Raw genomic sequence first — 25,203 nt, forward strand, 5'->3', positions numbered from 1 at the left:
CCTTGCGCCCGTGCACACGCCAGCGATCCGGAGAATCCAACCAGCAGAACGGCCGCCTCAACGCCCGGCCTGAACCGCAGCCGTCGCATTGATCTGCCCGGCATCGCTCTGAGCGGAGAGAGTTACGGCACGGCCCGACAGGTTGGTGCCATGGGCGGGAAATGACCATTGCATGGTCGCGTTGCCCAGCACATAGCCGACAAGCCCTTTGCCGAGCGGCACACTCTGCCCTGCGCCGTCCGTCACCTTGAGGTCGGCGATCTTGAGCCGCTGCTGACCAGTATTCCTCGCAGTCACCGCGAGCGCGTTGCCACTTCGTCCGATGGTCCAGGACACCTGCGCCTGTCGCACGTCCGGGGCACGAAAGAAGACCGGCACCGAATAGCGCAGTGCGAGATTGACGACGCCTGGTCGCCGTCGTGCGGGATCGGGAAGCTCGTCGATCACGACACGGTAGCTCTCCTCGTCTACGACAGGTTGCTTGCCGACACGCACGACGCGGACGACGTAATCGGCATTCGGCGCCAGCGTCTGGCTTGGCGGGCTGGCCACGACGTCGGCGGTCGACTCAAGGCGATCTGCACTGCCGCTCTGAGTCCAGCGAAACACCCGCATCTGCACGTTGATCGGACGATTGTCCTCGTTGCGCAGATTGAGGGTCGCCGCGCTGTCGGGCGCCGGCAAGTCGAGAGTTGTCGGCGCCACGCGCAGCGACGCTGCCTCCACTGGGGCAGCCCACAGGCAAGCGAAGGCGATCCCGCACAAGCGGGTAAGCGGTGTGGGCATAGGTTGCTTTCGTTAGTAGGTTACGGTGACCGTCAGCGTATCGCTGTATCCGCCGGCCGCCGGTGTCACTTGGGGCGGGACGCGACCGTAAACAGTGATCGGTTGAGGATTGCCGTTTCCGGTACCGGCTAGCGTGTCCGTGCCGATGGTGGTGCCCCAGACCAAGCTGCGCGCAGCATCACGGTAGACCGAATAGGTGACCGTCGCTGCCGCGGTCCCGGTCATCTTGCGCGCCGCAATCGTCGCCGCCGCGCCGTTTCCGGCACTGATGCCGACGGTGTAGGGCGTCGTGTCCGTGCACTGAACGGAGATGGTGCTTTGGGCATCGACGTTCGCAGTGAGGACGCCCTGCGAACCGAAGGCAAGGTCGGTTGCTGACTGCACGACGCAATTCGATTGAATCGTGATCGTGACGTTGAACTGACCCGTCGCGGTTGCCGCACGGGCAGGTTGCGGCGCTAGGTTCGCCACTGCGATCAGAAGCGCGCTCGCCAAGACCGTCGATGGCAGCCCGGAGCGGCGTCGGAAACGTTTACTCATGGGCAACCCCCCGTTGCCCCTGCCCAGTGTCGGACGTTATCGTTGCATGGTTAATGACAAGTTAATGCATCCGTATTTTTGCGGGCATCGCAATCGACCGCGCAATGTTGTGGGTTCGGTTCGTCGTCATGGCCAAGACTGTTGCCGGCGGAATCAGCGGCAGCGCTTCGGCAATTTCGGGAGCTTCGCGGGGTCGAATTTTGGTATCGGCGCATTCGCCTCTGGCGCAGGCGATTGTTGTTCGCTGTAAATCAGCGTTCCCTCAAGCAGCACTCCCGGCACCTGATCCGCCCTTCCAACATAACGAGCTATCTTGCCGGGGCACGATCCCTCAAGCCGAAGCGTAAGGTCATCTGCGCCGAACACCGTGGCATGTCCTTCGGTGTGTCTCTTGAGCGCGACGATCGCGGTGAACCGATCGCCGTCGATTTGGCAAGAGCCGCTGTAGGTCATGATGCTATCACAACCCCAGATTTGCCCGTCGGCGACATGGGCGATACCAGTTCCGTTGCCCAGCGGGGTCTTGAACCACGCTGCATAGGCGCCGTCTTTGAGCATGGGAGGAACCCTCCATCGTTCACAGCCGGCGCAATGATCGGCACGATTAGCGAGAAGAGTTGGTAAATTCCGGCGTCCGGGCGAACCCGGTGCAGACGATGGCTAGGCCAGCCCCGCCTTGCTTCCGTTCGGTCGGCGAGGAGCGCGAACTACCGGGCAGCGCAGGCATGCGATCTTCGACGTACCGTAGACGCCCGGATCACATCGCAACCCAATATACGCTATGACGTGGATCGCACCGGGGCTGGCAATCTCAAGTACGGAAAAATACTTCATGCCGGTGGGCCGCAGAGCAATCTGCGGCCATTTTGCGCGGCTCCCTCAGTGATGCGATCGGGCTGAAAGATCAGGCGACGAGCCGCAGTCCGCTTTCCGGTTGCTTGGTTGGTGCAGGCTCGCCGATAATCCGACGAAGCTCCGCCGCGACGCCGTCGAGCACCGCGCGCTTCTCCTTCATCCGCTTGGAGTGGTTGTAGACCTTGCCGGTGACGGTGGGCACGACCTGCTCCTGCTTCTTGCTCGCGGCATGATCGAGGCACTTCGCGATCCACGCATCGTCAAAGCCGAGATCACCGGCAAGCGTCGCCGCCGTCCGCCGCAGATCATGCGGCGTGAACGGCTTGAGCCCGAGCGATTGGCAGATGCCGGGCGTCCTCACCTTGCCATTGCGCTTGTCGCCGCGCAGCGCGTCCGCCATCGCCTTCCGATGCAGGGGCTGGTCGCCGAGGGGGGAGGCGAAGACAAATTGCTTATTTGATCCCCTCAAGGCTTCCTTGATGATCGCGACCGCGAGATCGGATAGCGGCTGCTTGATGACGCGCCGCTTCTTGACCCGCTTCAGCGGCACGTCAAAGCGCGGCATCAGGCCGTCGAGATCGAACAACTCGTCGCGGTGCGCGCCGAGCAGTTCGCTCGACCGCAACATGGTCACAAGCTCGAACTTCAGCGCCAGCCGCGTCCGGCGATCCCATGACGCCAGCAGTTCGTCATCATCGAGGCCGTGCCAGAAAATCCTGATCTCGTCCTCGGTAGCACGCGGGTGCGCGGATGCTCGGCGTCGAGCGGCGGCAGGTTGATGCAGGGGCTGGCGCTGACATAGTCCCGGCCTGCTTCCGCGCACCAGCGGAACAGCGCCGAGGCCGCCTTCCTCATGTGCCGGGCATTGCTGATCGACGGGACGCCGAACTTCCCGGCGACGATGTCGTTCGACAGCGTGGCGATGTCGTGCTTGGTGACCTCGCAGGCGAGCTTGGTGCCGAGGCGCGCGCCGAGGAAGCGCCGTAGATGGCTCGCGGTGCTCTCCCAACTCTCCAGCCGGGGCCGCATCTCGCCGTCCGGCTTCTTGACCGGCGTCTTCATCCACTCGATCCGCTCCTCGATGATCTCGTCGACGGTCTTGCCCTGTTTTGCCCGGTGCGCCTTCTGCTGCCGCAGGCTCTCGACGATATTCTCGCCGTTGCCGATCCGGGTTTTCAGGGCATAGACCTCGGTGCGGGCCTGCTCGACGGCGAAGGTCTCGGGATTGTAGACGCCAAGCCATTTGGACCGTTGCTTGCCAGTGGCCCGGTCGGTGAACTTGAAGAAAAAGGTCGCGACGCCGGCCGGGATAATGCTGACGTAGAAGCCCGGGCATTTGCGGTCGTAGATTTTGACACGTTTAGCGACCCTCTTTTCGCAGAGGCGATCGGTCAGGACGACGCTGCCCTTGCGTGCGCGCTTGCCAGCGGGTTCGGTGGTGGTGATAGTATCCATGTGGTTTCGGCTCCTAAAGGCTTGGGACCAAAGGGCTCGGCTTTGGGGCTTTCAGTTCGTCGTGCAGACACTGGACGCCCTAGGGCCGGGCCCTAGATTTGACGAAACCCGCCGAAGCATCCCGAAACAGGCTGGGCGAAAAGAGCTTGTTTTAAAGGGTTTTTGTAGTTTCGGCGTGTTTCACCGAATACCAAAATATAGACGTGTGGTCCTGGCGGTCGTTGCTACGGTCAAGCTCTTGCGGAGGCGGCATTCGCGTCAACCGGCGCGGTGTCGGCGACTTTCGCTGGGGGCGAGGGAGGCCAGAAGGAACTCGGCTCCCGGGAGAGCACGGCATAAGCCGTCAAGCTTTTCGCGCAGCGGACCGTGGGTGCCAGGCCGGCACCCGGTCTTCCCTGCGCCCTTGATTGAAGAGGGTGAAGCGACGAAGCAAAGCTCGGGCGAAACGCGCCGCGAGAAGGCGAAGGCGTGTCCATCGCGAGCACGAACCAGACGCGATCCCCTCCATCACCGTCATCCCTCGAAGGGCGACGGCCCGGCTGTATCGGAGCCGTGCAGTTGCGCGCTATGCCGCGAGCATCAGTGTCCCGCCGGGGCCGACATGGCGCCGTTGGCGTAGCGCGACCAGTCCGGCGCGGTCGGCTGCGCCGGCCAGATGGCGGCGTTGGAGTCGCGCACCGGGTGGGTGATCGGCGCGGGTTGCGCCTTGCGGACACGATGGCGGTCGTTCGCGGCGGCGGCCTGGATGGTGATGGCGGCGATCAGCGCGGCGCCGAAAATGGTGAAGGTCGTTCGCATCGTTGTTTCTCCCGTGACGACGCCCCGGCTGTGAGAGGGTCTGGTGTGTTCGTCGTCGCTGGTGACATGGCGATGGGTCTGCCGAATATCAGCAGCTTCGGAATCACGATGGGGCGAGCAAATTTTTTAGTCTCGGCTAAATATTCGGCAATCGCACCCACGCGGCCGGTGGACTTGCCCCCTGCAATCCGGTTGAATGGGGTAAATCGAGCTTTGAGCGACAACGATGTCGAAATATCTGCTGGTCCTTCTGCTGATCGCCTCGCCGGCCGCGGCGCAAGTCAAGTTGACCCCGAAAGCCACGGCGGCGCATCCCGACCCCTGTGCCCCGATCGGGCGGACCGCGGACGGCAAGCTGGTCTATTCCATGAAATGCGAGAACGTCCCGGCACCGCCTTCGCCCCCGCCGCAGGCGGAACTGAAGGAGGCGCCGCAGCCAGCCGCTGAGCTGGAACCGGAGGTGCGGCGGAGCGGCCTATTCGGTTGGTCCTACGACCGCAGGTGAGGCGTCAGGCGACTTGCGCCAAGCCGCCCGGAATGCTCTTTGCCTGAAAGTTCCCCGTGGGGCTGCTGCCCCCGATCCAGAGAGATGAGATGAGCAAACTCGTTATCCGCGCCGGTGATTTCTCCTTTGATGCCCGCTTCGAGGAGCAGCTTGCGCCCAAGACCGTTGCCGCGTTCCGCAAGGCGCTGCCGTTCGAAAGCCACATCATCCATGTGCGCTGGAGCGGCGAGGGCGTGTGGATGCCGCTCGGCGACCTCGATTTCGGCGTCGGCTACGAGAACCACACGAGCTATCCCGCGCCCGGCCAGATCATCCTCTATCCCGGCGGCATCAGCGAGACCGAGATCCTGCTCGCCTATGGCGGCGTGCATTTTGCGAGCAAGATGGGCCAGCTCGCCGGCAACCATTTCATCACGCTGACCTCCGGCCTGGAGAATTTGGCCACGCTCGGCAAGAGCGTGCTGTGGAAGGGCGCCCTCCCGATCCGCTTCGAGGCGGTCTGAGTGACGGACGCCCGCTATCCGCGCGATCTCCGCGGCTACGGCCGCAACCCGCCGCATCCGCAATGGCCGGGTCATGCACGGGTCGCGGTGCAGTTCGTCGTCAACTTCGAAGAGGGCGGCGAGAACAACATCTTGCACGGCGACCGCGCGTCCGAGGCGTTTTTGTCAGACGTGTTGGGCGCGCAGCCCTGGCCCGGTCAGCGCCATGCCAATATCGAATCGATGTTCGAGTATGGTTCGCGCGCCGGCTTCTGGCGGCTGTGGCGGATGTTCGACGCGCGTAAGTGGCCGGCCACCGTGTTCGGCGTCGCCACCGCGCTGAAGCGCAACCCGGAAATCGTCGCGGCGATGAAGGAGTCCGGTTGGGATATCGCGAGCCACAGCTTGAAATGGATCGAGCACAAGGACATGACCGAGGCGCAGGAGCGCGCCGAGATCGCGGACGCCATCCGCGTCCACACCGAGGCCACCGGGGCGCGGCCGCTCGGCTGGTATACCGGACGTTCCTCGATCAACACCAACCGGTTGTTGATGGAGGAGGGCGGCTTCCTCTATCTCTGCGACTCCTATGCCGATGATCTGCCCTATTGGGTCAAGGGCGCGAACGGCAAGCAGCTCGTCATTCCCTACACGCTCGACGCCAACGACATGCGTTTCATCAATCCGCAAGGCTTTGCCGAGGGCGAGCAGTTCTTCACCTATTTGAAGGACGCCTTCGACGTGCTCTATGCCGAAGGCGAGACCGCGCCGAAGATGATGACAGTGGGGCTGCACTGTCGTCTCGCCGGCCGGCCCGGCCGCGCCGCAGGCCTGATCCGTTTCCTCGACTATATCGGTAAGCACGAACGGGTCTGGGTGCCGACGCGGCTCCAGATTGCCCAGCACTGGCATGACAAGCACGCGCATCTTGCCGCCGATGCATTCGAGATCGGGTGAGCGGACGATGTCGCAGATCTCGCTCGCTGAGCTGAACGCCGCTGATAAGGCCAGTTTCGTCGCCGCGCTTGCCAATGTGGTCGAATATTCGCCGTGGCTCGCCGAGCAGCTTGCCGAACAGCGGCCGTTCGCCGGCCTCAATCAATTGCACGCCGCGCTGATGGCGGCGATCCAGAGTGCCGAGCCCGACGTGCAGTCGGCGCTGATCCGGGCGCATCCCGATCTCGCCAACAAGACCCAGCGCGCAGCGGGCCTCACTGCGGAATCGACCGACGAGCAGAACAGCGCCGGTCTCGACCGGCTGTCGGATGCCGAATACGCCGCGTTCGAGCGCGTCAACAATGCTTATCGTGACAAGTTCGGCTTCCCCTATATCGTCTGCGTGCGCCGTCACACCAGGGATTCCGTCCTGCGCGACTTCGAGATGCGGCTGCTCAATATTGCCAAGACCGAGACGCGACGTGCGATCGAGGAGATCGGCCGTATCTCGGCGCTGCGGCTCGATCAGCTCGTCGCGGCCGATGACAAGCTCAAGGTGCATGGTCGGCTCTCGACCCATGTGCTCGACAATCACGCCGGCAGGCCCGCGCCCGGTATCGCGGTCGAACTGATCGAGCTCGCGAACCTCGGCGAGAGCCGCGTGATCGCGCGCGCCGTGACCAACGCGGATGGCCGTACCGACCAGCCGCTGATCGGGGGGCGCCCGCTGCCGATCGGCCGCTACGAGCTCAAATTCAGCGTTGCCAAATATTACGCCGAGCGCAACGTGCCCTTGTCCGAGCCGCCGTTCCTCGACGAGATTCCGCTGCGCTTTGCGGTCAGCGAGCCCGAGGGGCACTATCACGTGCCGCTCCTGGTTACGCCCTGGAGCTATTCAACCTATCGCGGCAGCTAGGATCCAAACTTCTCGAGCAGGGCCGGAAACAGCCGGTCCGGCTTGAAGGGCGGCGCAGTGAAGCGGATTCCCGTAGCATCCGCGATCGCATTGCCGAGTGCAGCCGCGACCGGATTGTACGGGCTCTCGCTCATCGACTTTGCGCCCAGCGGTCCGATCGTGTCGGACGTATCGGCGAAGAAGACTTCGGTGCGCGGCACGTCGGCAAACGAGGGCAGGTGATAGTCGCGGAATTTCGGGTTGGTGACGCGGCCATCTGCATCGATCACCACCTCCTCGTAGAGCGCAGCGCCAAGCGCCTGCGCGACGCCGCCCTCGATCTGGCCCCGGCACTGCATCGGGTTGGCGACGACGCCGGCGTCCGCCGCCTGCACGCTTCTGAGAATCTTGAGCTCGCCGGTGCCCTTGTTCACCGCGACGCGAAAGCCCTGGACGTTGAAGCCGACCGAGCGCGGCGTGCCGCCGGAATTGCCGCTCGCCGCGAGCGGCTGTCCGCGATCGCGCGCGAGCTTGGCCAGCTCGGCAAAGGACATTCGGCGCACCCCGCTGACGACGGAGTCGCCATCGAGCACGCAGCTTTCCACATCGCACAGCCACGCGCCGGCGGCGGTTGTCCTCAGTTCGGTGGCGAGCTGCGTCGCCGCGGCGTGCGTTGCCTTGCCTGCAACGAAGATGCCTGCGCTGCCATAGGCGCCGGTGTCGTGACCGCCGTGGGCGGTGTCGGACTGGCGCAGGCGAATCCTGTCGACCGTGGTCGCAAGCGTCGTCGCCGCGATCTGCCGGTGCACGGTGCTGGTGCCGTTGCCGAACTCGGCGGTGCCGACGGTGAGATCGAACCTGCCGTCATCGTTGAGCGCGATCACGGCATCCGCGAGGTGGCCGGCGGGCGGTACCGTGTCGATCATCGTCAGTGCAATGCCTTCGCCGATCAGCCATTCCGCCGACAGCTCGGGTTGCGGGCTATCGGCCTGCATCGCGCGCTCGACAAGATCGAGGCACTGATCGAGCCCATAGGAGCCGTAGAACACGTCGTGATACTCCGAAGGCGGCGGCGCCAGCATGGGATCGCCGGGCTTGACCACGTTGCGGCGACGCATGTCGTAGGGACTGATGCCGAGCTGCTTCGCCAGTTCGTCGATTGCCGCTTCCACCGCGATCAGTGTCTGCGGCAGGCCATAGCCCCGGAATGCCCCCGCCGGCACCGTGTTGGTGTAGACGGCGCAGCCGTCGACCCGCTTGTTCGGGCAATTGTAGACGGCAATGGACTCGGACAGCGCGTGGAACATCACAGGGCCGGCGTGATTGCCGTAGGCCCCGGTGTTGGACAGCACGTCGAGCTGAAGCGCAGTCAGCTTGCCTTCGGCGTCAGCGCCTGCTTTGACGTGGACCCGCATCGGATGCCGCGTCGAGGTCGCGATGAATTGCTCCTCGCGCGTGAGCTCGAGCTTGACCGGCCGGCCGGTCTTCAGCGCGGCGAGCGCCAGGATGTCTTCGACGAACATCTCCTGCTTGCCGCCGAAGCCGCCGCCGACCCGCTCGCAGTACACGCGGACCTTGTCCATTGGAAGCGCGAAGATGTCGGACAGCGCGCGCCGGGTCAGGAACGGTACCTGTGTGGAGCAGCGGACGTTGAGCACGCCGGACGCATCGAGCCAGGCGAGGCCGCCATGGGTCTCAAGCGCCGCGTGCTGCACGCGATGGCTGTGGAAGGTGGCCTCGAAGGTGACGGCGGACGTCGCGAGCGCCGCTGCGACATCGCCGAACTCGCCATGCGTTTCGGCAGCGAGGTTGCGCTGGGCGTCAGCGACGCGGTTCTCGCTGGTGCGCTCAGGATGAATGATCGGTGCACCCGGCGCCATGGCCTGCTCGGGATCGACCAGCGCGGGCAGGATCTCGTAACTGACCTTCAATCGGCGGCAGGCTGCCTCGGCGGCGGCCTCGCTTTCGGCGACGACGGCTGCAACCTTCTGTCCAATGAAGCGGACGACGTCATCGAGGATGCGGGTGTCCTCGGGATCCATCCAGTCCTTCTCGTGGCGCGCGGTCGAGAACAGGACTGATGGCGCATCCTCATGCGTCAGCACCGCGTGCACGCCGGGAACGGCCAGCGCCGCCGACTTGTCGATTGCGACGAGTTTTGCATGCGCATGCGGCGAGCGGAGCAGCTTGACGTGAAGCACGCCGTCGATCGCCGTGTCGAATGTGTAGCGTGCCTTGCCGCGCACGATGTCGGGGCCGGCGGGCGCCGGCAGGCTGCGACCGAACGCAGCGCCGGCCTCCACGCTCTCCTCGACATTGTTATGGCCGAGGATCGCATCCTCGATCGAGCGATAGCCGGTGCAACGGCAGATGTTGCCCTTCAGCGCTGCGCCAAGATCCCGCTGCTGGGCCTGGTTGAGCGAGGCACACGTCACGATCATGCCGGCGGTACAGAAGCCGCACTGGAATGCTTGCGCGTCGAGAAAGGCTTGTTGCATCGGATGCGCGCCATGCTCGCCACCGAGCCCTTCGATCGTGGTGATGGCGCGGCCGTCGGCGCGGAAGGCCGGGATCAGGCAGCTATGCACGGGCTCGCCGTCGAGGAGAACGGTGCAGGCGCCGCAATCGCCGGCGTCGCAGCCCTTCTTGACGCCGAAATGGCCGAGTTCGCGCAGGAATGCACGCAGGCACTGGCCGGCGCGGGGCTCTTGCGCGAATGTCGTGCCGTTGATCTCGAAGCTCATGGCCGTGCCGTGTCCAGCAATTCACCGCGAATCTCCTCGGCGAGCCGTAGCGTCATGTACTTGCGCCAGAGCGGCTTGCCGTGGATGTCGGCGTGGTACAACGCGTCGGGGATCCGCTGCTCGATTGCGGCGCGTAGCGCGCGCGCATCGGGCGGCTTGGGAAACGACAATTGAATTGGGCGCACGGTCGATGCCGTCACCGACAGCGTCAGCGTGCCATCGGCATCGCGGCTACCAATCAGAAGCGCGGCCGACCGGCCGACCGGTGCGAGCGAGATCTGGCGAAACGCCGAGCGGCGCTTCAGCGCGGCAAGCGGGATATCGATCTGCCGCAGCAGGTCGCCCGGCGTCAGGCGATTGCGCTGATTGCCGGTGACGAACTCGACGACGGGAATCTTCTGCTCGCCGCCACCGGCCTTCCAGATGGTGCAAACGCCGTCGAGCGCGGAGGTAAGCGAGATCATCGGTCCCGCCGGCAGCGACATACAGAGATTGCCGCCCACCGTCGCCGTCTTCCAGACCTTGAAGGAGGCGAGGAAGGCGCGGCAGCACTGGCTGATCAGCGGCGCTGCGAGCCAATCGGTCGGGCAGGCGAGGGCATCGAGCTGCGCGACGGTACAGGTTGCGGCGATGGTGAGGTGGCTCTCCGTGATCGTCAGCGCCGGCCAATTCAGATCGGTGAGATCAATCAATCGCGTCAGGTGGACCTGCGGCTCCGAGAACAGCCAGGTGCCGCCCGCGAGCCAAGCATCGCCTGCCGTCCAAACGGGCAGCTGCGCGCGCGTTTGCGGATGGGCCACTGTCGTGATGGTATTCAAGTCCATGGCGAGCCCGGCGCTTCGAACGGATGATTTGCTCCGCGGCAAAGTCTTGCAAGACGGGCGCCAAGTGGCAACAACAAGTCGCAACAACAAGTCGCGGCAATAGTGCGATCGGGCTGGCCCTTGCCTTGCAGGCCAGCTGTCAGCGGATGTGAGGAGAAGCAGGATCATGAGCGACGCTAAGCCGATCTGGATCAAGGATCCCCTGGCCATCCTCGCCGACGGCGCCGAGCGCGGGATCGTGGTGAAGGACGGCCGGATCATCGAGCTCGTACCGGCCGGCGGCACGCCCGCGACCGCGGGCGCTGCGGTGTTCGACGCTAGCGAGCACGTCGTGCTGCCGGGACTCATCAACACGCATCACCATTTTTACCAGACGCTGACGCGGGCGCTGCCGGCCGCGATGGACCGCGAGCTGTTTCCCTGGCTCCAGGCACTCTATCCGGTGTGGGCGAGGATGACGCCGGAATCGCTGGAACTCGGCGTCACCGTGGCGATGTCCGAACTCCTGCTCTCGGGCTGCACCACCACGACGGATCATCATTACGTGTTTCCGGCCGGACTCGAAGATGCCGTCGATATCGAGGTTGCGGTTGCAAAGCGGCTCGGCGTGCGCGTCCTGCTCACGCGCGGCTCGATGAACCTGTCGCAGCGCGACGGCGGCTTGCCGCCGGATAGCGTCGTGCAGGACGAGGATACGATCCTCGCCGACAGCGCGCGCGTGGTGGCCAAGCACCACCAGCGCGGTGCGGACGCAATGGTGCAGATCGCTCTCGCACCTTGCTCGCCGTTCTCGGTGACGACATCGCTGATGCGCGCAACCGCCGATCTCGCCGACAAGCTCGACGTGCGCCTGCACACCCACCTTGCCGAGACCGAGGATGAAAATAGATTCTGCGAGCAGATGTATGGTTGCCGTCCCCTCGACTATCTCGAGCAGTGCGGCTGGCTCAATGCCCGGACCTGGCTCGCCCACGGCATCTTCTTCAACGCTGACGAGATCAAGCGCCTCGGCAAGGCGAAGACCACCATCAGCCATTGCGCTTGTAGCAACCAGCTGCTGGCCTCGGGCTGTTGTCCCGTGTGCGAGATGGAGGAGGCTGGCGTGGCGATCGGGATCGGGGTCGACGGCTCGGCGTCGAACGACGGATCGAACCTGATGCAGGAGGTGCGCGCCGCCTTCCTGCTGCAGCGGGCGCGCTACGGGGTGACGAAAGTCAGCCACAAGGACGCGCTGCGCTGGGCCACCAAGGGCTCGGCAGCCTGCGTCGGCCGGCCGGAACTCGGCGAAATCGCGGTCGGCAAGGCGGCCGATCTTGCGCTGTTCAAGCTCGACGAGCTGCGCTTCTCTGGCCATGGCGATCCACTGGCCGCGGTGGTGCTGTGCGGGGCGCATCGGGCCGATCGGGTCATGGTGGCGGGAAAATGGGCCGTGGTCGAAGGCGCGATCCCGGGCCTGGACGTCCCCGACCTCGTCCGCCGCCATAGTTCCGCGGCGCGGGCGATGCAGGCGGGATAGGAGCGAAGAAAAAAAGAGGGGGCAACCACAAGTGCCGGGTGCTTCTGGCTACCCCCTCCGAACCTCCTCCGGGAGGAGCAGGTGGTTCTAGCAATGCAAGAAGCGTGCTACTTGCCTGGAATCTTGTCGTCGATGCCCTTGACGTAGAAATTCATGCCAAGGATCTGGCCGTCGTCGAGGTGATCGCCGCCCTTGCACTCGACCGGCTTGCCGTCCTGCCCAACGACCGGGCACTTGAACGGATGCAGCTTGCCCGCGGTGATCGCGGCCTGGGCATCCTCGGCCATCTTCTTCACGTCGTCGGGCATGTTGGTGTAGGGCGCCATCGCGAACATATGGCTGTCGAGGCCACCCCAGGTGTCCTCGGACTTCCAGGTGCCGTCGAGCTCGGCCTTGACGCGGGCAATGTAGTAGGGGCCCCAGGTGTCGAGGATCGACGTCAGCTGGGTCTTGGGCCCGAACTTGATCATCTCGGAATCCTGGCCGAAGGCGAGCTTGCCGCGCTCGCTGGCGATCTGCATCGCTGCCGGCGAATCCGTGTGCTGCATGATGACGTCGGCGCCCTGGTCGATCAGCGCCTTGGCGGCGTCGGCTTCCTTGCCCGGATCGAACCAGGTGTTGGCCCAGATGATCTTGACCTTGATGTTCGGGTTGATGGTCTGCGCGGCAAGGATCGTCGCGTTGATGCCGGAGACGACCTCGGGAATTGGGAACGAGCCGATATAGCCGAGCACGCCGGACTTCGACATCTTGGCCGCGATCAGGCCCTGGATGTAGCGGCCCTGATACCACTTGGCCGAGTAGGTCGACATGTTCGGGTTGCGCTTGTAGCCGGTGGCGTGCTCGAAATGCACGTTCGGATATTTCTTGGCGACCTTCAGCGTCGGATCCATGTAGCCGAACGAGGTGGTGAAGATCAGCTTGTTGCCGGCGCGGACGAGTTGCTCGATGGAGCGCTCGGCGTCGGGACCCTCGGGCACGTTCTCTAGAAAGGTGGTCTCGATCTTGTCGCCGAGCTCCTTCACCAGCGCCTGGCGTGCCAGCTCGTGCTGATAAGTCCAGCCGAGGTCGCCGACCGGACCGAGGTAAATGAAACCGACCTTCAGCTTGTCGGCAGCAGAGGCTGCACTGACGCTCCCGGCAAGCAAAAGCCCGGCAGCCAGCGCAAGAAGTGTTTTCCTCATCATCAATCTCCAAACAGTCGGGGAAAGCCACAATCCGCAACATGCGCGCCCCATCGCGCACGCCGCGGAAAAAGATCAGCGGTCAGGCACGAATACGGTGCCGAGCGCGGCCGGCGCGGTCGAGCCGCCGGTCCGTGCGCGGGACAGCAGCACTAGCACGATGACGGTCGCGAGGTACGGCAGCGCCGACATGAATTGCGAGGGAATGCCGACCCCCCAGCCTTGCGCATGCAATTGCAGGATCGTCACCGCGCCGAACAGGTAGGCGCCGACCACGAGCCGGCCCGGCCGCCAGGAGGAAAACACGACCAGCGCCAACGCGATCCAGCCGCGGCCTGCGGTCATGCCGGGAATAAAGAACGGTGTATAGGCAAGCGGCAAATAGGCGCCGGCAAGGCCGGCACAGGCCCCGCCGAACATCACGGCGAAGGTGCGGATGCGCAGCACGGGATAGCCGAGCGCATGCGCGGAGACGTGGCTGTCGCCGCAGGCGCGCAGGATCAGCCCCGGCCGGGTGCGGTACAGAAACCACCAGACGCCGACGATCAGCGTCAGCGAGGAGTAGACGAAGGCGTCCTCGCCGAACAGTACCCGGCCGATCAGCGGGATGTCGGTGAGGCCGGGAATGTAGAGATGTGCCGCCGGCGTGATGCGCTCGCCGACGAAGCCGGCACCGATCAGGCCGGAAAGCCCGACGCCCAGGATGGTGAGTGCTAGACCGGTCGCGACCTGGTTGACGGCAAGCCCAAGCGCCATCAGCGCGAAGATCAGCGACATCAGCGTGCCCGCGACGATGCCGAATAGCGCGCCGATCAGAATCGAGCCCGTCAGCCAGGCACCGGCGAAGCCGCAGGCCGCACCGACGATCATCATGCCCTCGACACCGAGATTGAGGACACCGGAGCGCTCGGTCACGAGCTCGCCCGTCGCCGCGATGAGCAGCGGCGTCGACGCGGCGAGCACCGCCAGGATGATGGCTTCAAGCAGTTCCACGGGCCACCTGACGGTTCGGGAAGACCAGCTTGAAGCGGTAGAGGATGAGGGAATCGCAAGCCAGTACGTAGAACAGCAGGATGCCCTGAAAAACCTTGGTGACGTCCAACGGGATCTTCATCGCGATCTGCGCCTGCTCGCCGCCGATAAACGTCAATGCGAGGAAAAGGCCTGCAATTAATATTCCAAGCGGATTCAGCCGGCCGAGGAAGGCAACGATGATCGCGGTAAAACCGTAGCCGGGCGAGATGCCGGGCTGGAGATGGCCGACGGGACCTGCGACCTCGATGATGCCGGCGAGACCCGCCAGTGCGCCGGAGACCGCGAAGGTCAGGATGATCAACTGGTCGGCGTTGAAACCACCGAACCGTGCCGCGCGCGGCGCCGCGCCCACGACGCGGATCTCGAAGCCCTTGATGGTTCGCCCCAGCAGGATCGCTGCCGCCGCGACGACAACCAGCGCGATGATCGAGCCAAGATGCAGCCGGCCGCCTTCGATCAGCAGCGGGACGGTGGCCACCGGATCGAATTCGGCCGTTGTCGGGAAGTTGAAGCCGTGCGGATCGCGCCACGGCCCGCGCACCAGATAGTCGAGAAAGAGGTCGGCGACATAGACCAGCATCAGGCTGGTCAGGATCTCGCTGGCGCCGAACTTCACCTTGCAGATCGCCGGGATCAGCGCATAGAGCGCGCCCCCGGCTGCCGCGAGCACGAACATCGCCGGCAGCACCCAGGCGCCGGCGTCGGTACCTTGCGTCTTCACCGCGATCCAGCTTCCGGCCACGGCGCCAACCAGGAATTGCCCCTCAGCGCCGATGTTCCAGGCGTTGGCGAGGTAGCAGAGCGACAGCCCGATCGCGATCATCACCAGCGGCGTCGCCTTCACCGCAATCTCCTGGAGCGAATAGCCATCGGTCAAGGGCGCGATGAAATAGGCGTGCAGCGCCAGAAGCGGATTTTTGCCGAGGATCGCGAACAGGATGACCATGGTGACGATCGTCAGGCCGATCGCGATCAGCGGCGAGACCATCGCAATCGTGTTGGAACGCTCGGCGCGCTTCTCAAGCACCAACTGCATGCGCGGCCTCCTTCGTTTCCAGGCTGCTGCCGCCCATCAACAGGCCGAGCTTCTCGCGCGTCGCTTCGCCAGTGGCGAGCGGGGCCGATAGCCGGCCATGGAACATCACGGCGATGCGGTCGGCGATTTCGGCGAGTTCGTCGAGATCCTGGCTGGTCACGAGCACAGCGGCGCCTGCGGTTGCCAGATCAAGCAGTGCCTGACGAATGACGGCGGCGGCGCCGGCGTCGACGCCCCAGGTCGGCTGGCTTACCACCAGCACGGCCGGGTTGCGCAGGATCTCGCGGCCGACGATGAATTTCTGCAGATTGCCGCCCGAGAGGCTCGCGGCTTCCGGATCGCGCTTGGCCTTGCGGACGTCGAAGGTTTCGGTCGCGCGATCGACGGTCTTGAGCGTCGCCGCAGTGTCGATGAAGCCGTGATGGACCATTCCGCTCGCCGCGTGTCCGGTAAGCAGCGCATTCTCCGACAGCTTCATGCGCGGCGCGGTGCCGTGCCCGAGCCGCTCTTCGGGGACGAAGGCGGCACCCAGCTTGCGCCGCTGCGTGATCGAGAGGTGGCCGGCGGCAATACCTTCGATCACCACGGTGCCGGGGTCGTTCGACAATCGTTCGCCGGACAACGCTGCGAACAGTTCGTCCTGGCCGTTGCCGGCGACGCCGGCGATGCCCAGGATTTCGCCGCCCTTCAGCTCGAACGAGATGTGCTCGAGCCGCACGCCATGCGCTTCGGCCGGCGCGAGCGAGAGATCGTTGACGACGAGCCGCGGCACGGTGGCCCGCCGGCCGGCTGCAGCTTTCACTTCCTTGATCTCGCTGCCGACCATCATGCGTGCGAGCGAAGCTGCGGTCTCGAGTCTGGGATTGCAGGTTTGTATCTTCTTGCCGCCGCGCAGGATCGTGGCGGTATCGCAGAGCCGCTTCACCTCGTCGAGTTTATGGCTGATGTAGAGGATAGCGCGGCCTTCGGCCTTCAGTCGCTCCAGCACGATGAAGAGCTGATCGGCTTCCTGCGGCGTCAGCACCGCCGTGGGCTCGTCCAGGATCAGGAACTTCGGATCCTGCATCAGCGCGCGGACGATCTCGATGCGCTGGCGTTCGCCGACCGACAACTGCCAGACCTCGCGCCTGGGATCGAGCGGCAGGCCATAAGTCTTCGACACCTGCTCGAGCCGTGCCGACATGTCCTTGAAAGATTCTCTTCCGTCGAGGCCGAGCGCGACGTTCTCGGCGACGGTGAGATTATCGAACAGCGAGAAGTGCTGGAACACCATGCCGATGCCGCGGCCGCGCGCTTGCGACGGACCCGACAGCGCAATCGGTTGCCCCTGCCAGCGAATTTCGCCTGCACTGGGCTGGATCAACCCGTAGATCGCCTTGACTAGCGTCGACTTGCCAGCGCCGTTCTCGCCAAGCAGCGCGTGAATTTCCTTCGGCCAGATGTCGATGTCGATGGAATCGTTGGCGAGGAAGTCACCATAGCGTTTGGTGAGTCCGATCGTCCTGAGGAGCGGGGACTCGCCGGAAGGCTGGCCGTTAGGCGTCGGATCTAACATTCGTCGATGCGCTTGCGTGGGTGAAGTGCCTCAATTGTGGGCCAGTTTAAACCGGCGCGTAAGGTGTGAAATAGCGTCATCCCTTGCTCAACGCTTTGGCAGATGGGCAAGGCGGCGCTGATCGTCCTCGCTTCGAACGAGGAGCGTCCCAATTGCTCCCTCAATAGCGCTTGCGGCCCGGCCCCAGCGAAACGTCTGTTGCTAATTTGTGACGGTTCAAACCAAATCGGAACCCGCTATGCAGGCTTGACGCCAAGTTGAGCACCATCGCGCCGCCACACGCATGCATTGCCGCGCAGCAATGATGATCATCGCCGAAGATCGTGGCCGCGCTCTCGCGCGACGCAAAAGGCAAGCAAAATCAGTCGGGAAAATTTCGCAATCGCCTGCCTTGCCTTGCCGCTCGCAAGCAAGCGCGAGGCGCAAAAGCCCTTGAAATTTCGTCATGAAAAGCCACTCGCTGCCAAAACAAGCGTCACGCCTTGAAACAAGTTGAGGCTTCTCACTCCAGGAAATCGGCGCAAGTGTCGCACCCAGGGACGTTCATTTTTACGTGTCCAAACTTGGGGGTATTCAGGATGTCGTTTCGCTTCAGGGCAATTGCAGCAGCGGCGCTGTCACTTGCTACGCTCGCCACCGGTGGCTTGGTTCAGGCGGCAGATTTGCCGGTCAAAGCCGCAAAGAAGGCGGCGGATCTCCCGTTCTTCCTGGTGATCGACAACCGCGTCACCTTCTCCTACATCTTCGATGCCTCGCAGCCCGGTGCCTTCACCAACACCAACGGCGTGATCAACGCCAAGACGACGAAGCAGGTCTACTCCTTCACCCACTTCGATGCCTGGGCTTACGGCACCAACTTCTTCACCATCTCGATGTTCAAGTCGGACCACAACGACCCGGCGGGTCCCTGCACGGCGACCGGCGTGATCGTGTCGCCGGCTGCGGGCTTCGCAGCGACGCCAGCAAGCTGCGCCGGCGCAACTGAAATCTACGGCCTGTTCCGCTCGACCTTCGGCTGGAACGAGATCTTCAACACCAAGGCTTTCACGCAGGGCCCGCTGCATAACATCTCGTTCGAGGTTGGCATGGATGCCAACACCGAGAACCGGTATTTCGGCGCCGCCAAGCGCGACGTCGTCGCCGGTCTGCAGTTCGCCCTCGATCTTCCCTACAAGGGCTACTTCAACGTCGCGCCGCTCGTGTATTGGGAGTTCGCCAACCACAACTCCTTCTCGCAGTGCGGCGCCGGCTGGTCCGCCCCGTGCCTCACCGACGGCAACACGTCCTTCAAGCCGACCTGGGCTGTCGAAACCAACTACTACATGGATCTCGGCTTCCTGCCGCCGAACATGCAGTACTTCTCGATCAGCGGCCGCGCCGGCTGGTATGGCAAGAAGGGAACGGATACCGAGCCACTTCCGGCCAGCGTCGCCAACGGCGTCTATCCCACCAAGGTCGAGTTCAACTCCGAGCCGATCCGTCTGACCCTCGATGCCTCGAAGGCGATCTGGGGCGAGAAGTACTCGCACTTCGTGGATGTCTGGGTTGCCTATCGCTACTGGCAGAATAAGTTCGGTCTCGATCACAACAACGCCGTGGCCTGCACCACCCTGGTTGGTGGGGCGAAGGTGAGCACCGGATCCTGCACCGAGTCCTCGCTCTACTCCGGCATCACAGTAAAATTCTAACGATCTGACACGCATCAGGTGCACGACGATGACGCCGCGTCCGCGGCGTCATCTTCGTTTGTGGGATTGGTGCCGTCACGCGGGGGCCTTCCGCGAGAGCGGGCGAGGCTCGCTCGCAGCGCCTACTTCGTCCACACGCCTTCGTGCAGCGCTTCGGCCTCGTCTTCCAGCAACGGTCCCACCACCTCGGTCGGCCGCTGGCCGCTGGCAAAGACCTTGCGGCAGGGCAGGTCGAGGGTCGGGTTGTCCGGGTGATTGCCGGTGACGCCGCGCAGGCGGTGCTCGCTGAGGCCATAGACCACGCGGCCGATGCCAGCCCAGTAGATTGCGCCAGCGCACATCGCGCAGGGCTCGGCGGAGGAATAAAGTGTGGATCCTGCCAGCACTTCGCGACTGAGCGTGCGGCAGGCCTGCGTCGCCGCGATGCGTTCGGCATGCGCGGTGCCGTCACGATCCGGCATGTAGCCGTTCTCGGTCTCGATCAGCACGTTGCCGTCGGCGCCGACGACGATGCAGCCGAAGGGATGGTTGCCATGGGTGAGGGAACGGCGGGCGACCGCGAAGGAGAGGCGCAGAAAGCCTTCGTCGCGTTCTGATGGACCGTTCATCGCCGCTCCGCCGTCAATGTCCCGCCATGTGCCGACCGACCACGGTGAGATCGGCGTCGCAGGTCGGTGCTTCATACACGAATTCGCCGTGGAACATCACCACCAGCCGGTCCGAAAGCTCAAGCAGCTCGTCGAGATCCTCGCTGACCAGCAGCACCGCCGCGCCGCGGTTACGCGCCGCCATGATCTCTGCGTGGATTTGCGCCACCGCCGCAAAGTCGAGACCGAAGCAGGGATTGGCCGCGATCAGCACCTCGACGTCGCCGCCGAGTTCGCGCGCCAGCACGGCGCGCTGGACGTTGCCCCCTGACAGCGCCGAGATCGGCGTATCCGGGGTGCGGGTCTTGATCTTGTACTGGCCGATCTTCTTCTTGGCATCGTCGCGGAACGCGCCGCGGTTGAGCCACCAGCCGAGGCTTGCAAAGGGCGCACGATCGAACTCTCGGAAGGCGATGTTGTCGGCGATGCTCATGCCGCCGACACAGGCGTTCTTCAGCGGCTCCTCCGGCAGAAGCGACATCTTGTGGCGGCGCATTTCCGCACGACTGGCACGATAGGGATCGCCTGCGACGCTGATTTCGCCGCTCTCGGCCTCGCGCTGGCCTGCCAGCACCTCGACGAGCTGGCGCTGGCCGTTGCCGGAGACGCCGGCGATGCCGACGATCTCGCCGGCACGAACGGTGAGCGAGACGTCATGTACGGCGATGGCTCCGGCGTCGTCGAGTGCGCGGACTTTTGCAAGCTCTAACCTCGTCCGACCTGCTTCGCCGGTGCGTGGCGGCTGCACGGTCAGCTCCTCGGCGCCGATCATGGTGCGTGCCATCGCGTCCGCGGTGAGCTCTGCGACCTTGCCGTGGCCGGCGAGCTTGCCGCGGCGCAGGATGGTGACCTCGTCGGCGAAAGCCATGACCTCGCGGAACTTGTGCGTGATCATCAGGATGGTCAGCTCGCCCCTGACGACCATGTCGCGGAGCATGCCAAGCACTTCGTCGGCTTCCGCGGGCGTGAGCACCGACGTCGGCTCGTCCAGGATCAGGAAGTGGCGTTTCAGATAGAGCTGCTTGAGGATCTCGCACTTCTGCCGCTCGCCGGCCGAGATATCCGAGACCTTTGCGCCGAGCGGCACCTTGAAGGGCATCCGCGCCAAAAATGCATCGAGTTCCTTCATCTCCTTGGACCAGTCCACGACCGCCGGAACGTTATCGCGCGCCAGCACGAGATTTTCCGCGACCGTCATCGCCGGCACCAGGGTAAAGTGCTGATAGACCATGCCGAGGCCGAGCGCGTGGGCGTCCTTCGGATTGGCGATCGCCTGCTCGCGATCGCCGATGATGATGCCCCCTTCGGTCGCGTGGTAATAGCCCATGATGCATTTGACCAGGGTCGACTTGCCGGCGCCGTTCTCGCCGAGCAGCGCATGGAACGAGCCCGGCCGTACCTTCAGATCGACATTGTCCAGTGCGAGGAAGTCGCCGAAGCGCATGGTCATGGCGATGGCATTGACGCCAAAGGCACCTGACGGCGGAGGCTGCTCGCCGATGATCACGAAATCGCTCCGACGAAGGCGTCGGAGGTCGAGACCGCGCCGAACACGCCGCCCTGCATCTTGATCATCTTGAGCGCATGCTCATGGTTGCTCTTGTCGGTCGCGCCGCAGCAATCGTGCAGGAGCACGCATTCGAAGCCACGGTCGTTGGCCTCGCGCATGGTGGTATGGACGCAGACATCGGTGGTGATGCCGGTCAGCACGATGTTCTCGATGCCGCGCACGCGCAGGATCAATTCCAGATCGGTGGCGCAGAACGAGCCCTTGCCGGGCTTGTCGATGATGGGCTCGCCGGGCAGCGGCGCGAGCTCCGGGATGATGTCCCAGCCGGGTTCGCCGCGCACCAGGATGCGGCCACAGGGGCCGGGATCGCCGATCCCGGCGCCGATCTGCCGCGAGCGCCAGCGCTTGTTGGCGGGAAGATCGGACAGATCGGGACGATGGCCCTCGCGGGTATGGATGATGTGATAGCCTTGGCTGCGCATGGCCGCGAGGAGCTTCCTGATCGGCTCGATCGGGGCCCGCGTCAGCGAGAGGTCATAGCCCATCTTGTCGACATAGCCGCCGATGCCGCAGAAGTCGGTCTGCATGTCGATGACGACGAGCGCCGTGTTCTCGGGGCGAAGGTCGCCGTTATAGGGCCAGGCGTAGGGCTCGGACTTGATGTAGCGCTCGGGCATGGACGACCTCGTTGCGTACCGCGTGTTACCGTGTGATCGAGAGTTCGGCGGGCGCGCCGGTCAGCGTCCGCTTCGGCGAGCAGGTGATGATCATGATTGCCAACGTCAGGATGTAGGGCGCGGCGTTGAAGAGGTGATAGCCGGAGGTGACGCCGACCGACTGGAGTGCCGGCCCCAAGGCCGCAGCGCCGCCGAAGGCGAGCGAGGCCCACAGGCACAGCAGGGGATCCCAGCGCGCGAAGATCACGAGCGCCACGGCGGTGATGCCCTGTCCCGAGGACAGACCTTCGTTCCAGCTTCCCGGATAGAACAGCGACAGGAAGGAGCCGCCGATGCCGGCGAGGAAGCCGCCGACCATGGTCGCGCGCAGGCGGATCAGCAGGACCGAATAGCCCATGGCGCGTGCGGCATCCGAGCTTTCGCCAGCGGTACGAATCAGGAGGCCCCAGCGCGTCGTGCGGAAGGCCCAGTACAGGATCGGGGCCAGCGCCACGCCGATCAGGAACATCACGTTTATGCGTAGCGCAGCGCGAAGCTGCGGGATATCGCTCCACCATCCGAAATCGATCGCGGGCAGCCGCGGCGCGGTCGGTTCGATCAATGGTTTGCCGAGATAGAAGGCGAGCCCGGTGCCGAACAGCATCAAGGCGATGCCGACGGCAATGTCGTTGACGCGCGGCAGCGAGCAGATGCCGGCATGCAGTGCACCCAGAAGCGCGCCGGCGACGCCGGCGGCGAGCACGCCCAGCCAAGGCGATCCGGTGACGTAGGAGATGCCGTAGGCGCTCATCGCGCCCATCACCAGCGTGCCTTCGAGGCCAAGATTGATGCGGCCCGAGCGTTCGGTGATGCATTCGCCCAGACTCACGAACAGGAACGGCGTCGAGACGCGAATGGCGCCGCCGAGCACGGCGAGCGGGACGGTCCAGAGCCCGATCGATCCGTCTGCCATCTCAGGATTTCCCCTTCAGGAAGCCGATGCGGCCGTAGAGCGCATCGCTTGCGAGCACGAAGACGAAGATGATGCCCTGAAGCACGAGCACGGAGGCATCTGGCAATCCGAGGCGCCGCTGCAACAGGCCGCCACTGGCGCTGATGCCGCCGAGCAGGATCGCGACAGGAATGATTGCGAGCGGATTTTGCCGCGCCAGGAAAGCAACGAGAATGCCGGTGAAGCCATAGCCTGCGGCGAGGTTGGCGTTGGTGCGGCCCTGCACGGCAGCAACCTCGACCATGCCCGCGAGGCCAGCTGCCCCGCCGGCCAGGAAGCAGACGGTGAGAATGAGCTTGCTGACGCCGAGGCCGACGATCTTCGCGGCGCGAATGTTGCCGCCAGCGACGCGTGCGGCGAATCCGAACACGGTGTGATAGATCAGGAGGTAGGCGGCGATCGCGGCGATCAGGCCGAACACGAGGCCCCAATGCACGTCGGTGCCGGGAATCGAGCCGATCATGTTGGCGGCGCCGATCTCGCGCGTCGACGGCTTGTTGAGGCTGGCGGGATCGCGCATCACGCCTTCGACGAGATGGTTGAGGATCGCGAGCGCGATGTAGACGAGCAGCAGGCTCGAGATCGTCTCGTTGACGCCGCGGAACTGACGCAGAGCGCCCGATACCATGATCCACAGGCCGCCGCCGATGACGCCGGCACAGACCATGGCGATCTGGACGATGAGCGGAGGCATGCCCTGGAGCGCGAGCGCTGCGCTCGTTGCCGTCAGCGCGCCGACCAGAAGCGCGCCTTCGCCGCCGATGATCACCATGCCGAGCTGTGCCGGCAGCGCGGTGCAGAGCGCGGTGAGGATCAATGGGGCCGCGCGCGTCAGCGTGTTCTGCCAGGAGAACCAGGTGCCGAAGGCGCCGTAGTACATGTAAAAATAGAGATCGAGCGGGTTCTTGCCGAACATCGCGACGAAAATACCGAAGACCACGAGCGCGCCGGCCAGCGCCGCGCCCGGGATCAGGATGTATTCGATGGTCGCGCCATGGCGCTGGAGAAATCCCGGGTCGGCGGCCGGGGCAATTGTCCCGACCGCCTGCGTGGAATCCGCCGCCTCCGATGTCACGAAGTCGCTCCGATCACGCCCTCCACGAGATAGTCCATCTTCTCGAGCTCGGGATCCTTCTGGCCCCGATCGGTGCCGGCGGCGATCACTGTCTTACCCTTGTTGTCGAGCAGTCCGCCCTTGAAGATGGCGTAGCCCTCCGCGGACAGGAATTTTGCCTTGACGTCGTCGGCATGCTTGCGCGCTTCGGCGGAGACCGCTTCGCCGTAGGGCGAGGTCTTGACGATCTCTTCCTTGAGGCCGCCGCGATAGAAGTTCGGGATGCTCTCGCCAGCGGCGATCATCTTGACGAATTTCGGATACAGTGCCTCCCAGTTCCACTCGGCGCCAGTCAGATAAGCCTTCGGTGCGAGCGGCGACTGGTTGGTGTGATAGCCGCAGACGAAGGCGCCGCGGCGCGCCGCGTTCTCGACCATCGTCTTCGGGCCGTCGACATGACAGGTCAGCACGTCGACGCCCTGGTCGATCAGGCTGTTGGTGGCCTCGGCTTCCTTGACCGGCATCGACCAGTCACCGGTAAAGATCACCTGCGTGGTGGCCTTCGGGTTGGCGAGCTTGGCGCCGAGTGCGAAAGCGTTGATGTTGCGCAGCACTTGCGGGATCGGCTTTGCGGCCACGAAGCCGAGCTTGCCGCTCTTGGAGGTGTAGCCGGCGACGATGCCGGAGATGTACTGGGCTTCGTCGATATAGCCGAAATAGCTGCCGGCGTTCTTCGGGTCCTTGTCGCTCCAGAGGCCGCCGCAGTGCTCGAAGCGCAGCTTCGGAAACTTGCTGGCCATCTTGATCATGTGCGGATTGTAGTAGCCGAACGAGGTCGGGAAGAGCAGGGTGGCGCCGTCGAGATTGATCATCGATTCGATGGTCTTCTCGACCGCATCGGTTTCGGGCACTTTTTCTTCCTCGACGACCTTGAGGCCAGGAATCTTCTTCAGCGCCGCGGCGCCCTGAGCGTGCGCCTGGTTGTAACCGTAGTCATCGCGCGAGCCGACATAGATGAAGCCGATGGTCGTCTCGGCTGCGAAAGCCGGGCGGGCGCCGGCCGCCGCGCCGAGGGTGAGGGCCGCGCCGCATTGCAACAAATGCCGTCGTGAAATCCTGCCAAAATCCATTGGATGCTCCCTTGGCGGACGAACCGCCTTAATCTCGCGGCTGCGCCGGTCTGGCGGAGCTGGAACACGATGTCGCAAGCTTCGTGCCAGAGGCTATGAGCCGTGCATAGCGACGTAACCTATTGATAAACATCGATTATGATGTCGGGTCGAATCTTGAACAGGAAATCGTCAGATTAATTTTTGAGCAGTATTCTTTGATTGTATGCAGTGGAGTTAAGCAGGCTTGGCCGGCTTGAGCGTGTGCATGGAGGAGGCTGCAAGGTCGGCCAGTCATCGCGTTCGTGCTAACCACCCCGTAGTTGGGACGGCGCTGGCCGCGTTCGCTGGCACTGAATTTGTATCGATTGTCGCTGGGGC

The 25,203-nt window shown here is 64.3% G+C and carries 24 protein-coding genes; 6 read left to right on the forward strand and 18 right to left on the reverse strand.

Annotation, left to right across the window (positions count from 1 at the left end; genetic code table 11):
• Window positions 1–57: 57 nt before the first annotated feature.
• From FXV83_RS08005 to FXV83_RS08030, 6 genes are all read right to left on the reverse strand, one after another.
• The gene (locus tag FXV83_RS08005; protein ID WP_187435744.1) at window positions 58–786 is read right to left on the reverse strand and encodes a fimbrial biogenesis chaperone; all 729 of its coding nucleotides are present in this window, start codon (window positions 784–786) and stop codon (window positions 58–60) included.
• Window positions 787–798: 12 nt separating this feature from the next.
• Window positions 799–1,326 carry a Csu type fimbrial protein gene (locus tag FXV83_RS08010; RefSeq protein WP_235939346.1) on the reverse strand — a complete coding sequence of 176 codons (528 nt, stop codon included), beginning with the start codon at window positions 1,324–1,326 and terminating at the stop codon, window positions 799–801.
• Between the two features lie 153 nt (window positions 1,327–1,479).
• Complete coding sequence (locus FXV83_RS08015; protein ID WP_148738636.1) at window positions 1,480–1,884, reverse strand: hypothetical protein; 405 nt, start codon at window positions 1,882–1,884, stop codon at window positions 1,480–1,482.
• Window positions 1,885–2,230: 346 nt separating this feature from the next.
• Window positions 2,231–2,809: a tyrosine-type recombinase/integrase gene (locus FXV83_RS43930; RefSeq protein WP_430648927.1), complete on the reverse strand. Its 579-nt coding sequence runs from the start codon at window positions 2,807–2,809 to the stop codon at window positions 2,231–2,233.
• Between the two features lie 17 nt (window positions 2,810–2,826).
• Window positions 2,827–3,636 (reverse strand): site-specific integrase family protein, encoded by an 810-nt coding sequence (locus FXV83_RS43935; protein ID WP_235939348.1) that lies wholly within the window; start codon window positions 3,634–3,636, stop codon window positions 2,827–2,829.
• A gap of 579 nt (window positions 3,637–4,215) precedes the next feature.
• Window positions 4,216–4,434, reverse strand: coding sequence for a hypothetical protein (locus FXV83_RS08030; protein WP_148738637.1), 219 nt, complete (start codon window positions 4,432–4,434; stop codon window positions 4,216–4,218).
• Between the two features lie 226 nt (window positions 4,435–4,660).
• Here FXV83_RS08030 and FXV83_RS08035 point away from each other — a divergent pair, with 226 nt between their 5' ends.
• The 4 genes from FXV83_RS08035 (at window position 4,661) to uraD (ending at window position 7,273) form a co-directional block, all read left to right on the forward strand.
• A complete protein-coding gene (locus FXV83_RS08035) occupies window positions 4,661–4,939 on the forward strand; it encodes a hypothetical protein (RefSeq protein ID WP_148738638.1) in 279 nt (92 codons plus the stop codon).
• An 89-nt stretch (window positions 4,940–5,028) separates the two neighbouring features.
• Window positions 5,029–5,442: a DUF3830 family protein gene (locus FXV83_RS08040; RefSeq protein ID WP_148738639.1), complete on the forward strand. Its 414-nt coding sequence runs from the start codon at window positions 5,029–5,031 to the stop codon at window positions 5,440–5,442.
• Window positions 5,443–6,378 carry an allantoinase PuuE gene (gene puuE / locus FXV83_RS08045; RefSeq protein WP_148738640.1) on the forward strand — a complete coding sequence of 312 codons (936 nt, stop codon included), beginning with the start codon at window positions 5,443–5,445 and terminating at the stop codon, window positions 6,376–6,378.
• 7 nt (window positions 6,379–6,385) lie between these two features.
• Entirely contained in the window at window positions 6,386–7,273 is an 888-nt protein-coding gene (gene uraD, locus FXV83_RS08050) for a 2-oxo-4-hydroxy-4-carboxy-5-ureidoimidazoline decarboxylase (protein ID WP_148738641.1), read from the forward strand.
• On the opposite strand, the gene FXV83_RS08055 is transcribed toward uraD, so the two are convergent.
• The gene (locus tag FXV83_RS08055; RefSeq protein WP_148738642.1) at window positions 7,270–9,996 is read right to left on the reverse strand and encodes a molybdopterin-dependent oxidoreductase; all 2,727 of its coding nucleotides are present in this window, start codon (window positions 9,994–9,996) and stop codon (window positions 7,270–7,272) included. The two genes, uraD and FXV83_RS08055, sit on opposite strands and share 4 nt — an antisense overlap.
• Entirely contained in the window at window positions 9,993–10,820 is an 828-nt protein-coding gene (locus FXV83_RS08060) for an FAD binding domain-containing protein (protein ID WP_148738643.1), read from the reverse strand. Before FXV83_RS08060 ends, FXV83_RS08055 begins: the two co-directional genes overlap by 4 nt.
• Window positions 10,821–10,986: 166 nt before the next feature.
• Between FXV83_RS08060 and FXV83_RS08065 the strand changes: the two genes are divergently transcribed.
• The gene (locus FXV83_RS08065) at window positions 10,987–12,336 is read left to right on the forward strand and encodes an 8-oxoguanine deaminase (protein WP_187435745.1); all 1,350 of its coding nucleotides are present in this window, start codon (window positions 10,987–10,989) and stop codon (window positions 12,334–12,336) included.
• Window positions 12,337–12,443: 107 nt separating this feature from the next.
• Here FXV83_RS08065 and FXV83_RS08070 read toward each other — a convergent pair whose 3' ends face one another.
• The 4 genes from FXV83_RS08070 to FXV83_RS08085 all read right to left on the reverse strand — a co-directional run bounded on the left by FXV83_RS08070 (window position 12,444) and on the right by FXV83_RS08085 (window position 17,146).
• Window positions 12,444–13,520, reverse strand: a complete 1,077-nt coding sequence (locus FXV83_RS08070; protein WP_187435746.1) for a BMP family ABC transporter substrate-binding protein — start codon at window positions 13,518–13,520, stop codon at window positions 12,444–12,446.
• Window positions 13,521–13,595: 75 nt separating this feature from the next.
• Complete coding sequence (locus FXV83_RS08075; RefSeq protein WP_148738646.1) at window positions 13,596–14,513, reverse strand: ABC transporter permease; 918 nt, start codon at window positions 14,511–14,513, stop codon at window positions 13,596–13,598.
• The gene (locus FXV83_RS08080) at window positions 14,500–15,591 is read right to left on the reverse strand and encodes an ABC transporter permease (protein WP_148738647.1); all 1,092 of its coding nucleotides are present in this window, start codon (window positions 15,589–15,591) and stop codon (window positions 14,500–14,502) included. Before FXV83_RS08080 ends, FXV83_RS08075 begins: the two co-directional genes overlap by 14 nt.
• Window positions 15,575–17,146 carry an ABC transporter ATP-binding protein gene (locus FXV83_RS08085; RefSeq protein ID WP_148738648.1) on the reverse strand — a complete coding sequence of 524 codons (1,572 nt, stop codon included), beginning with the start codon at window positions 17,144–17,146 and terminating at the stop codon, window positions 15,575–15,577. The genes FXV83_RS08080 and FXV83_RS08085 overlap by 17 nt, the downstream gene beginning before the upstream one ends.
• A 578-nt stretch (window positions 17,147–17,724) precedes the next feature.
• Here FXV83_RS08085 and FXV83_RS08090 point away from each other — a divergent pair.
• On the forward strand, window positions 17,725–18,834 hold the full coding sequence (locus FXV83_RS08090; protein ID WP_148738649.1) for a hypothetical protein: 1,110 nt from the start codon (window positions 17,725–17,727) through the stop codon (window positions 18,832–18,834).
• A gap of 122 nt (window positions 18,835–18,956) precedes the next feature.
• On the opposite strand, the gene FXV83_RS08095 is transcribed toward FXV83_RS08090, so the two are convergent.
• From FXV83_RS08095 to FXV83_RS08120, 6 genes are read right to left on the reverse strand one after another with little or no spacing between them, the layout of a single operon-like run.
• A complete protein-coding gene (locus FXV83_RS08095; RefSeq protein ID WP_148738650.1) occupies window positions 18,957–19,442 on the reverse strand; it encodes a nucleoside deaminase in 486 nt (161 codons plus the stop codon).
• 13 nt (window positions 19,443–19,455) lie between these two features.
• Window positions 19,456–20,988, reverse strand: coding sequence for an ABC transporter ATP-binding protein (locus FXV83_RS08100; RefSeq protein ID WP_148738651.1), 1,533 nt, complete (start codon window positions 20,986–20,988; stop codon window positions 19,456–19,458).
• On the reverse strand, window positions 20,985–21,668 hold the full coding sequence (gene biuH, locus FXV83_RS08105; protein WP_148738652.1) for a biuret amidohydrolase: 684 nt from the start codon (window positions 21,666–21,668) through the stop codon (window positions 20,985–20,987). Before biuH ends, FXV83_RS08100 begins: the two co-directional genes overlap by 4 nt.
• A 25-nt stretch (window positions 21,669–21,693) precedes the next feature.
• Window positions 21,694–22,620 carry an ABC transporter permease gene (locus FXV83_RS08110; RefSeq protein ID WP_148738653.1) on the reverse strand — a complete coding sequence of 309 codons (927 nt, stop codon included), beginning with the start codon at window positions 22,618–22,620 and terminating at the stop codon, window positions 21,694–21,696.
• A 1-nt stretch (window position 22,621) separates the two neighbouring features.
• Window positions 22,622–23,734, reverse strand: coding sequence for an ABC transporter permease (locus tag FXV83_RS08115; RefSeq protein WP_148738654.1), 1,113 nt, complete (start codon window positions 23,732–23,734; stop codon window positions 22,622–22,624).
• Window positions 23,731–24,843, reverse strand: coding sequence for a BMP family ABC transporter substrate-binding protein (locus FXV83_RS08120; protein WP_148738655.1), 1,113 nt, complete (start codon window positions 24,841–24,843; stop codon window positions 23,731–23,733). Before FXV83_RS08120 ends, FXV83_RS08115 begins: the two co-directional genes overlap by 4 nt.
• Window positions 24,844–25,203: the final 360 nt, after the last annotated feature.

The sequence above is a fragment of the Bradyrhizobium hipponense genome, from assembly GCF_008123965.1.
Taxonomy (GTDB): Bacteria; Pseudomonadota; Alphaproteobacteria; order Rhizobiales; family Xanthobacteraceae; genus Bradyrhizobium; species Bradyrhizobium hipponense.

Coding starts and splice junctions, on each gene's coding strand:
- FXV83_RS08005 (WP_187435744.1), bottom strand. CDS start 786: ATGCCCACACCGCTTACCCGCTTGTGCGGGATCGCCTTCGCTTGCCTG.
- FXV83_RS08010 (WP_235939346.1), bottom strand. CDS start 1,326: ATGAGTAAACGTTTCCGACGCCGCTCCGGGCTGCCATCGACGGTCTTG.
- FXV83_RS08015 (WP_148738636.1), bottom strand. CDS start 1,884: ATGCTCAAAGACGGCGCCTATGCAGCGTGGTTCAAGACCCCGCTGGGC.
- FXV83_RS43930 (WP_430648927.1), bottom strand. CDS start 2,809: ATGTTGCGGTCGAGCGAACTGCTCGGCGCGCACCGCGACGAGTTGTTC.
- FXV83_RS43935 (WP_235939348.1), bottom strand. CDS start 3,636: ATGGATACTATCACCACCACCGAACCCGCTGGCAAGCGCGCACGCAAG.
- FXV83_RS08030 (WP_148738637.1), bottom strand. CDS start 4,434: ATGCGAACGACCTTCACCATTTTCGGCGCCGCGCTGATCGCCGCCATC.
- FXV83_RS08035 (WP_148738638.1), top strand. CDS start 4,661: ATGTCGAAATATCTGCTGGTCCTTCTGCTGATCGCCTCGCCGGCCGCG.
- FXV83_RS08040 (WP_148738639.1), top strand. CDS start 5,029: ATGAGCAAACTCGTTATCCGCGCCGGTGATTTCTCCTTTGATGCCCGC.
- uraD (WP_148738641.1), top strand. CDS start 6,386: ATGTCGCAGATCTCGCTCGCTGAGCTGAACGCCGCTGATAAGGCCAGT.
- FXV83_RS08055 (WP_148738642.1), bottom strand. CDS start 9,996: ATGAGCTTCGAGATCAACGGCACGACATTCGCGCAAGAGCCCCGCGCC.
- FXV83_RS08060 (WP_148738643.1), bottom strand. CDS start 10,820: ATGGACTTGAATACCATCACGACAGTGGCCCATCCGCAAACGCGCGCG.
- FXV83_RS08065 (WP_187435745.1), top strand. CDS start 10,987: ATGAGCGACGCTAAGCCGATCTGGATCAAGGATCCCCTGGCCATCCTC.
- FXV83_RS08070 (WP_187435746.1), bottom strand. CDS start 13,520: ATGAGGAAAACACTTCTTGCGCTGGCTGCCGGGCTTTTGCTTGCCGGG.
- FXV83_RS08080 (WP_148738647.1), bottom strand. CDS start 15,591: ATGCAGTTGGTGCTTGAGAAGCGCGCCGAGCGTTCCAACACGATTGCG.
- FXV83_RS08085 (WP_148738648.1), bottom strand. CDS start 17,146: ATGTTAGATCCGACGCCTAACGGCCAGCCTTCCGGCGAGTCCCCGCTC.
- FXV83_RS08090 (WP_148738649.1), top strand. CDS start 17,725: ATGTCGTTTCGCTTCAGGGCAATTGCAGCAGCGGCGCTGTCACTTGCT.
- FXV83_RS08095 (WP_148738650.1), bottom strand. CDS start 19,442: ATGAACGGTCCATCAGAACGCGACGAAGGCTTTCTGCGCCTCTCCTTC.
- biuH (WP_148738652.1), bottom strand. CDS start 21,668: ATGCCCGAGCGCTACATCAAGTCCGAGCCCTACGCCTGGCCCTATAAC.
- FXV83_RS08110 (WP_148738653.1), bottom strand. CDS start 22,620: ATGGCAGACGGATCGATCGGGCTCTGGACCGTCCCGCTCGCCGTGCTC.
- FXV83_RS08120 (WP_148738655.1), bottom strand. CDS start 24,843: ATGGATTTTGGCAGGATTTCACGACGGCATTTGTTGCAATGCGGCGCG.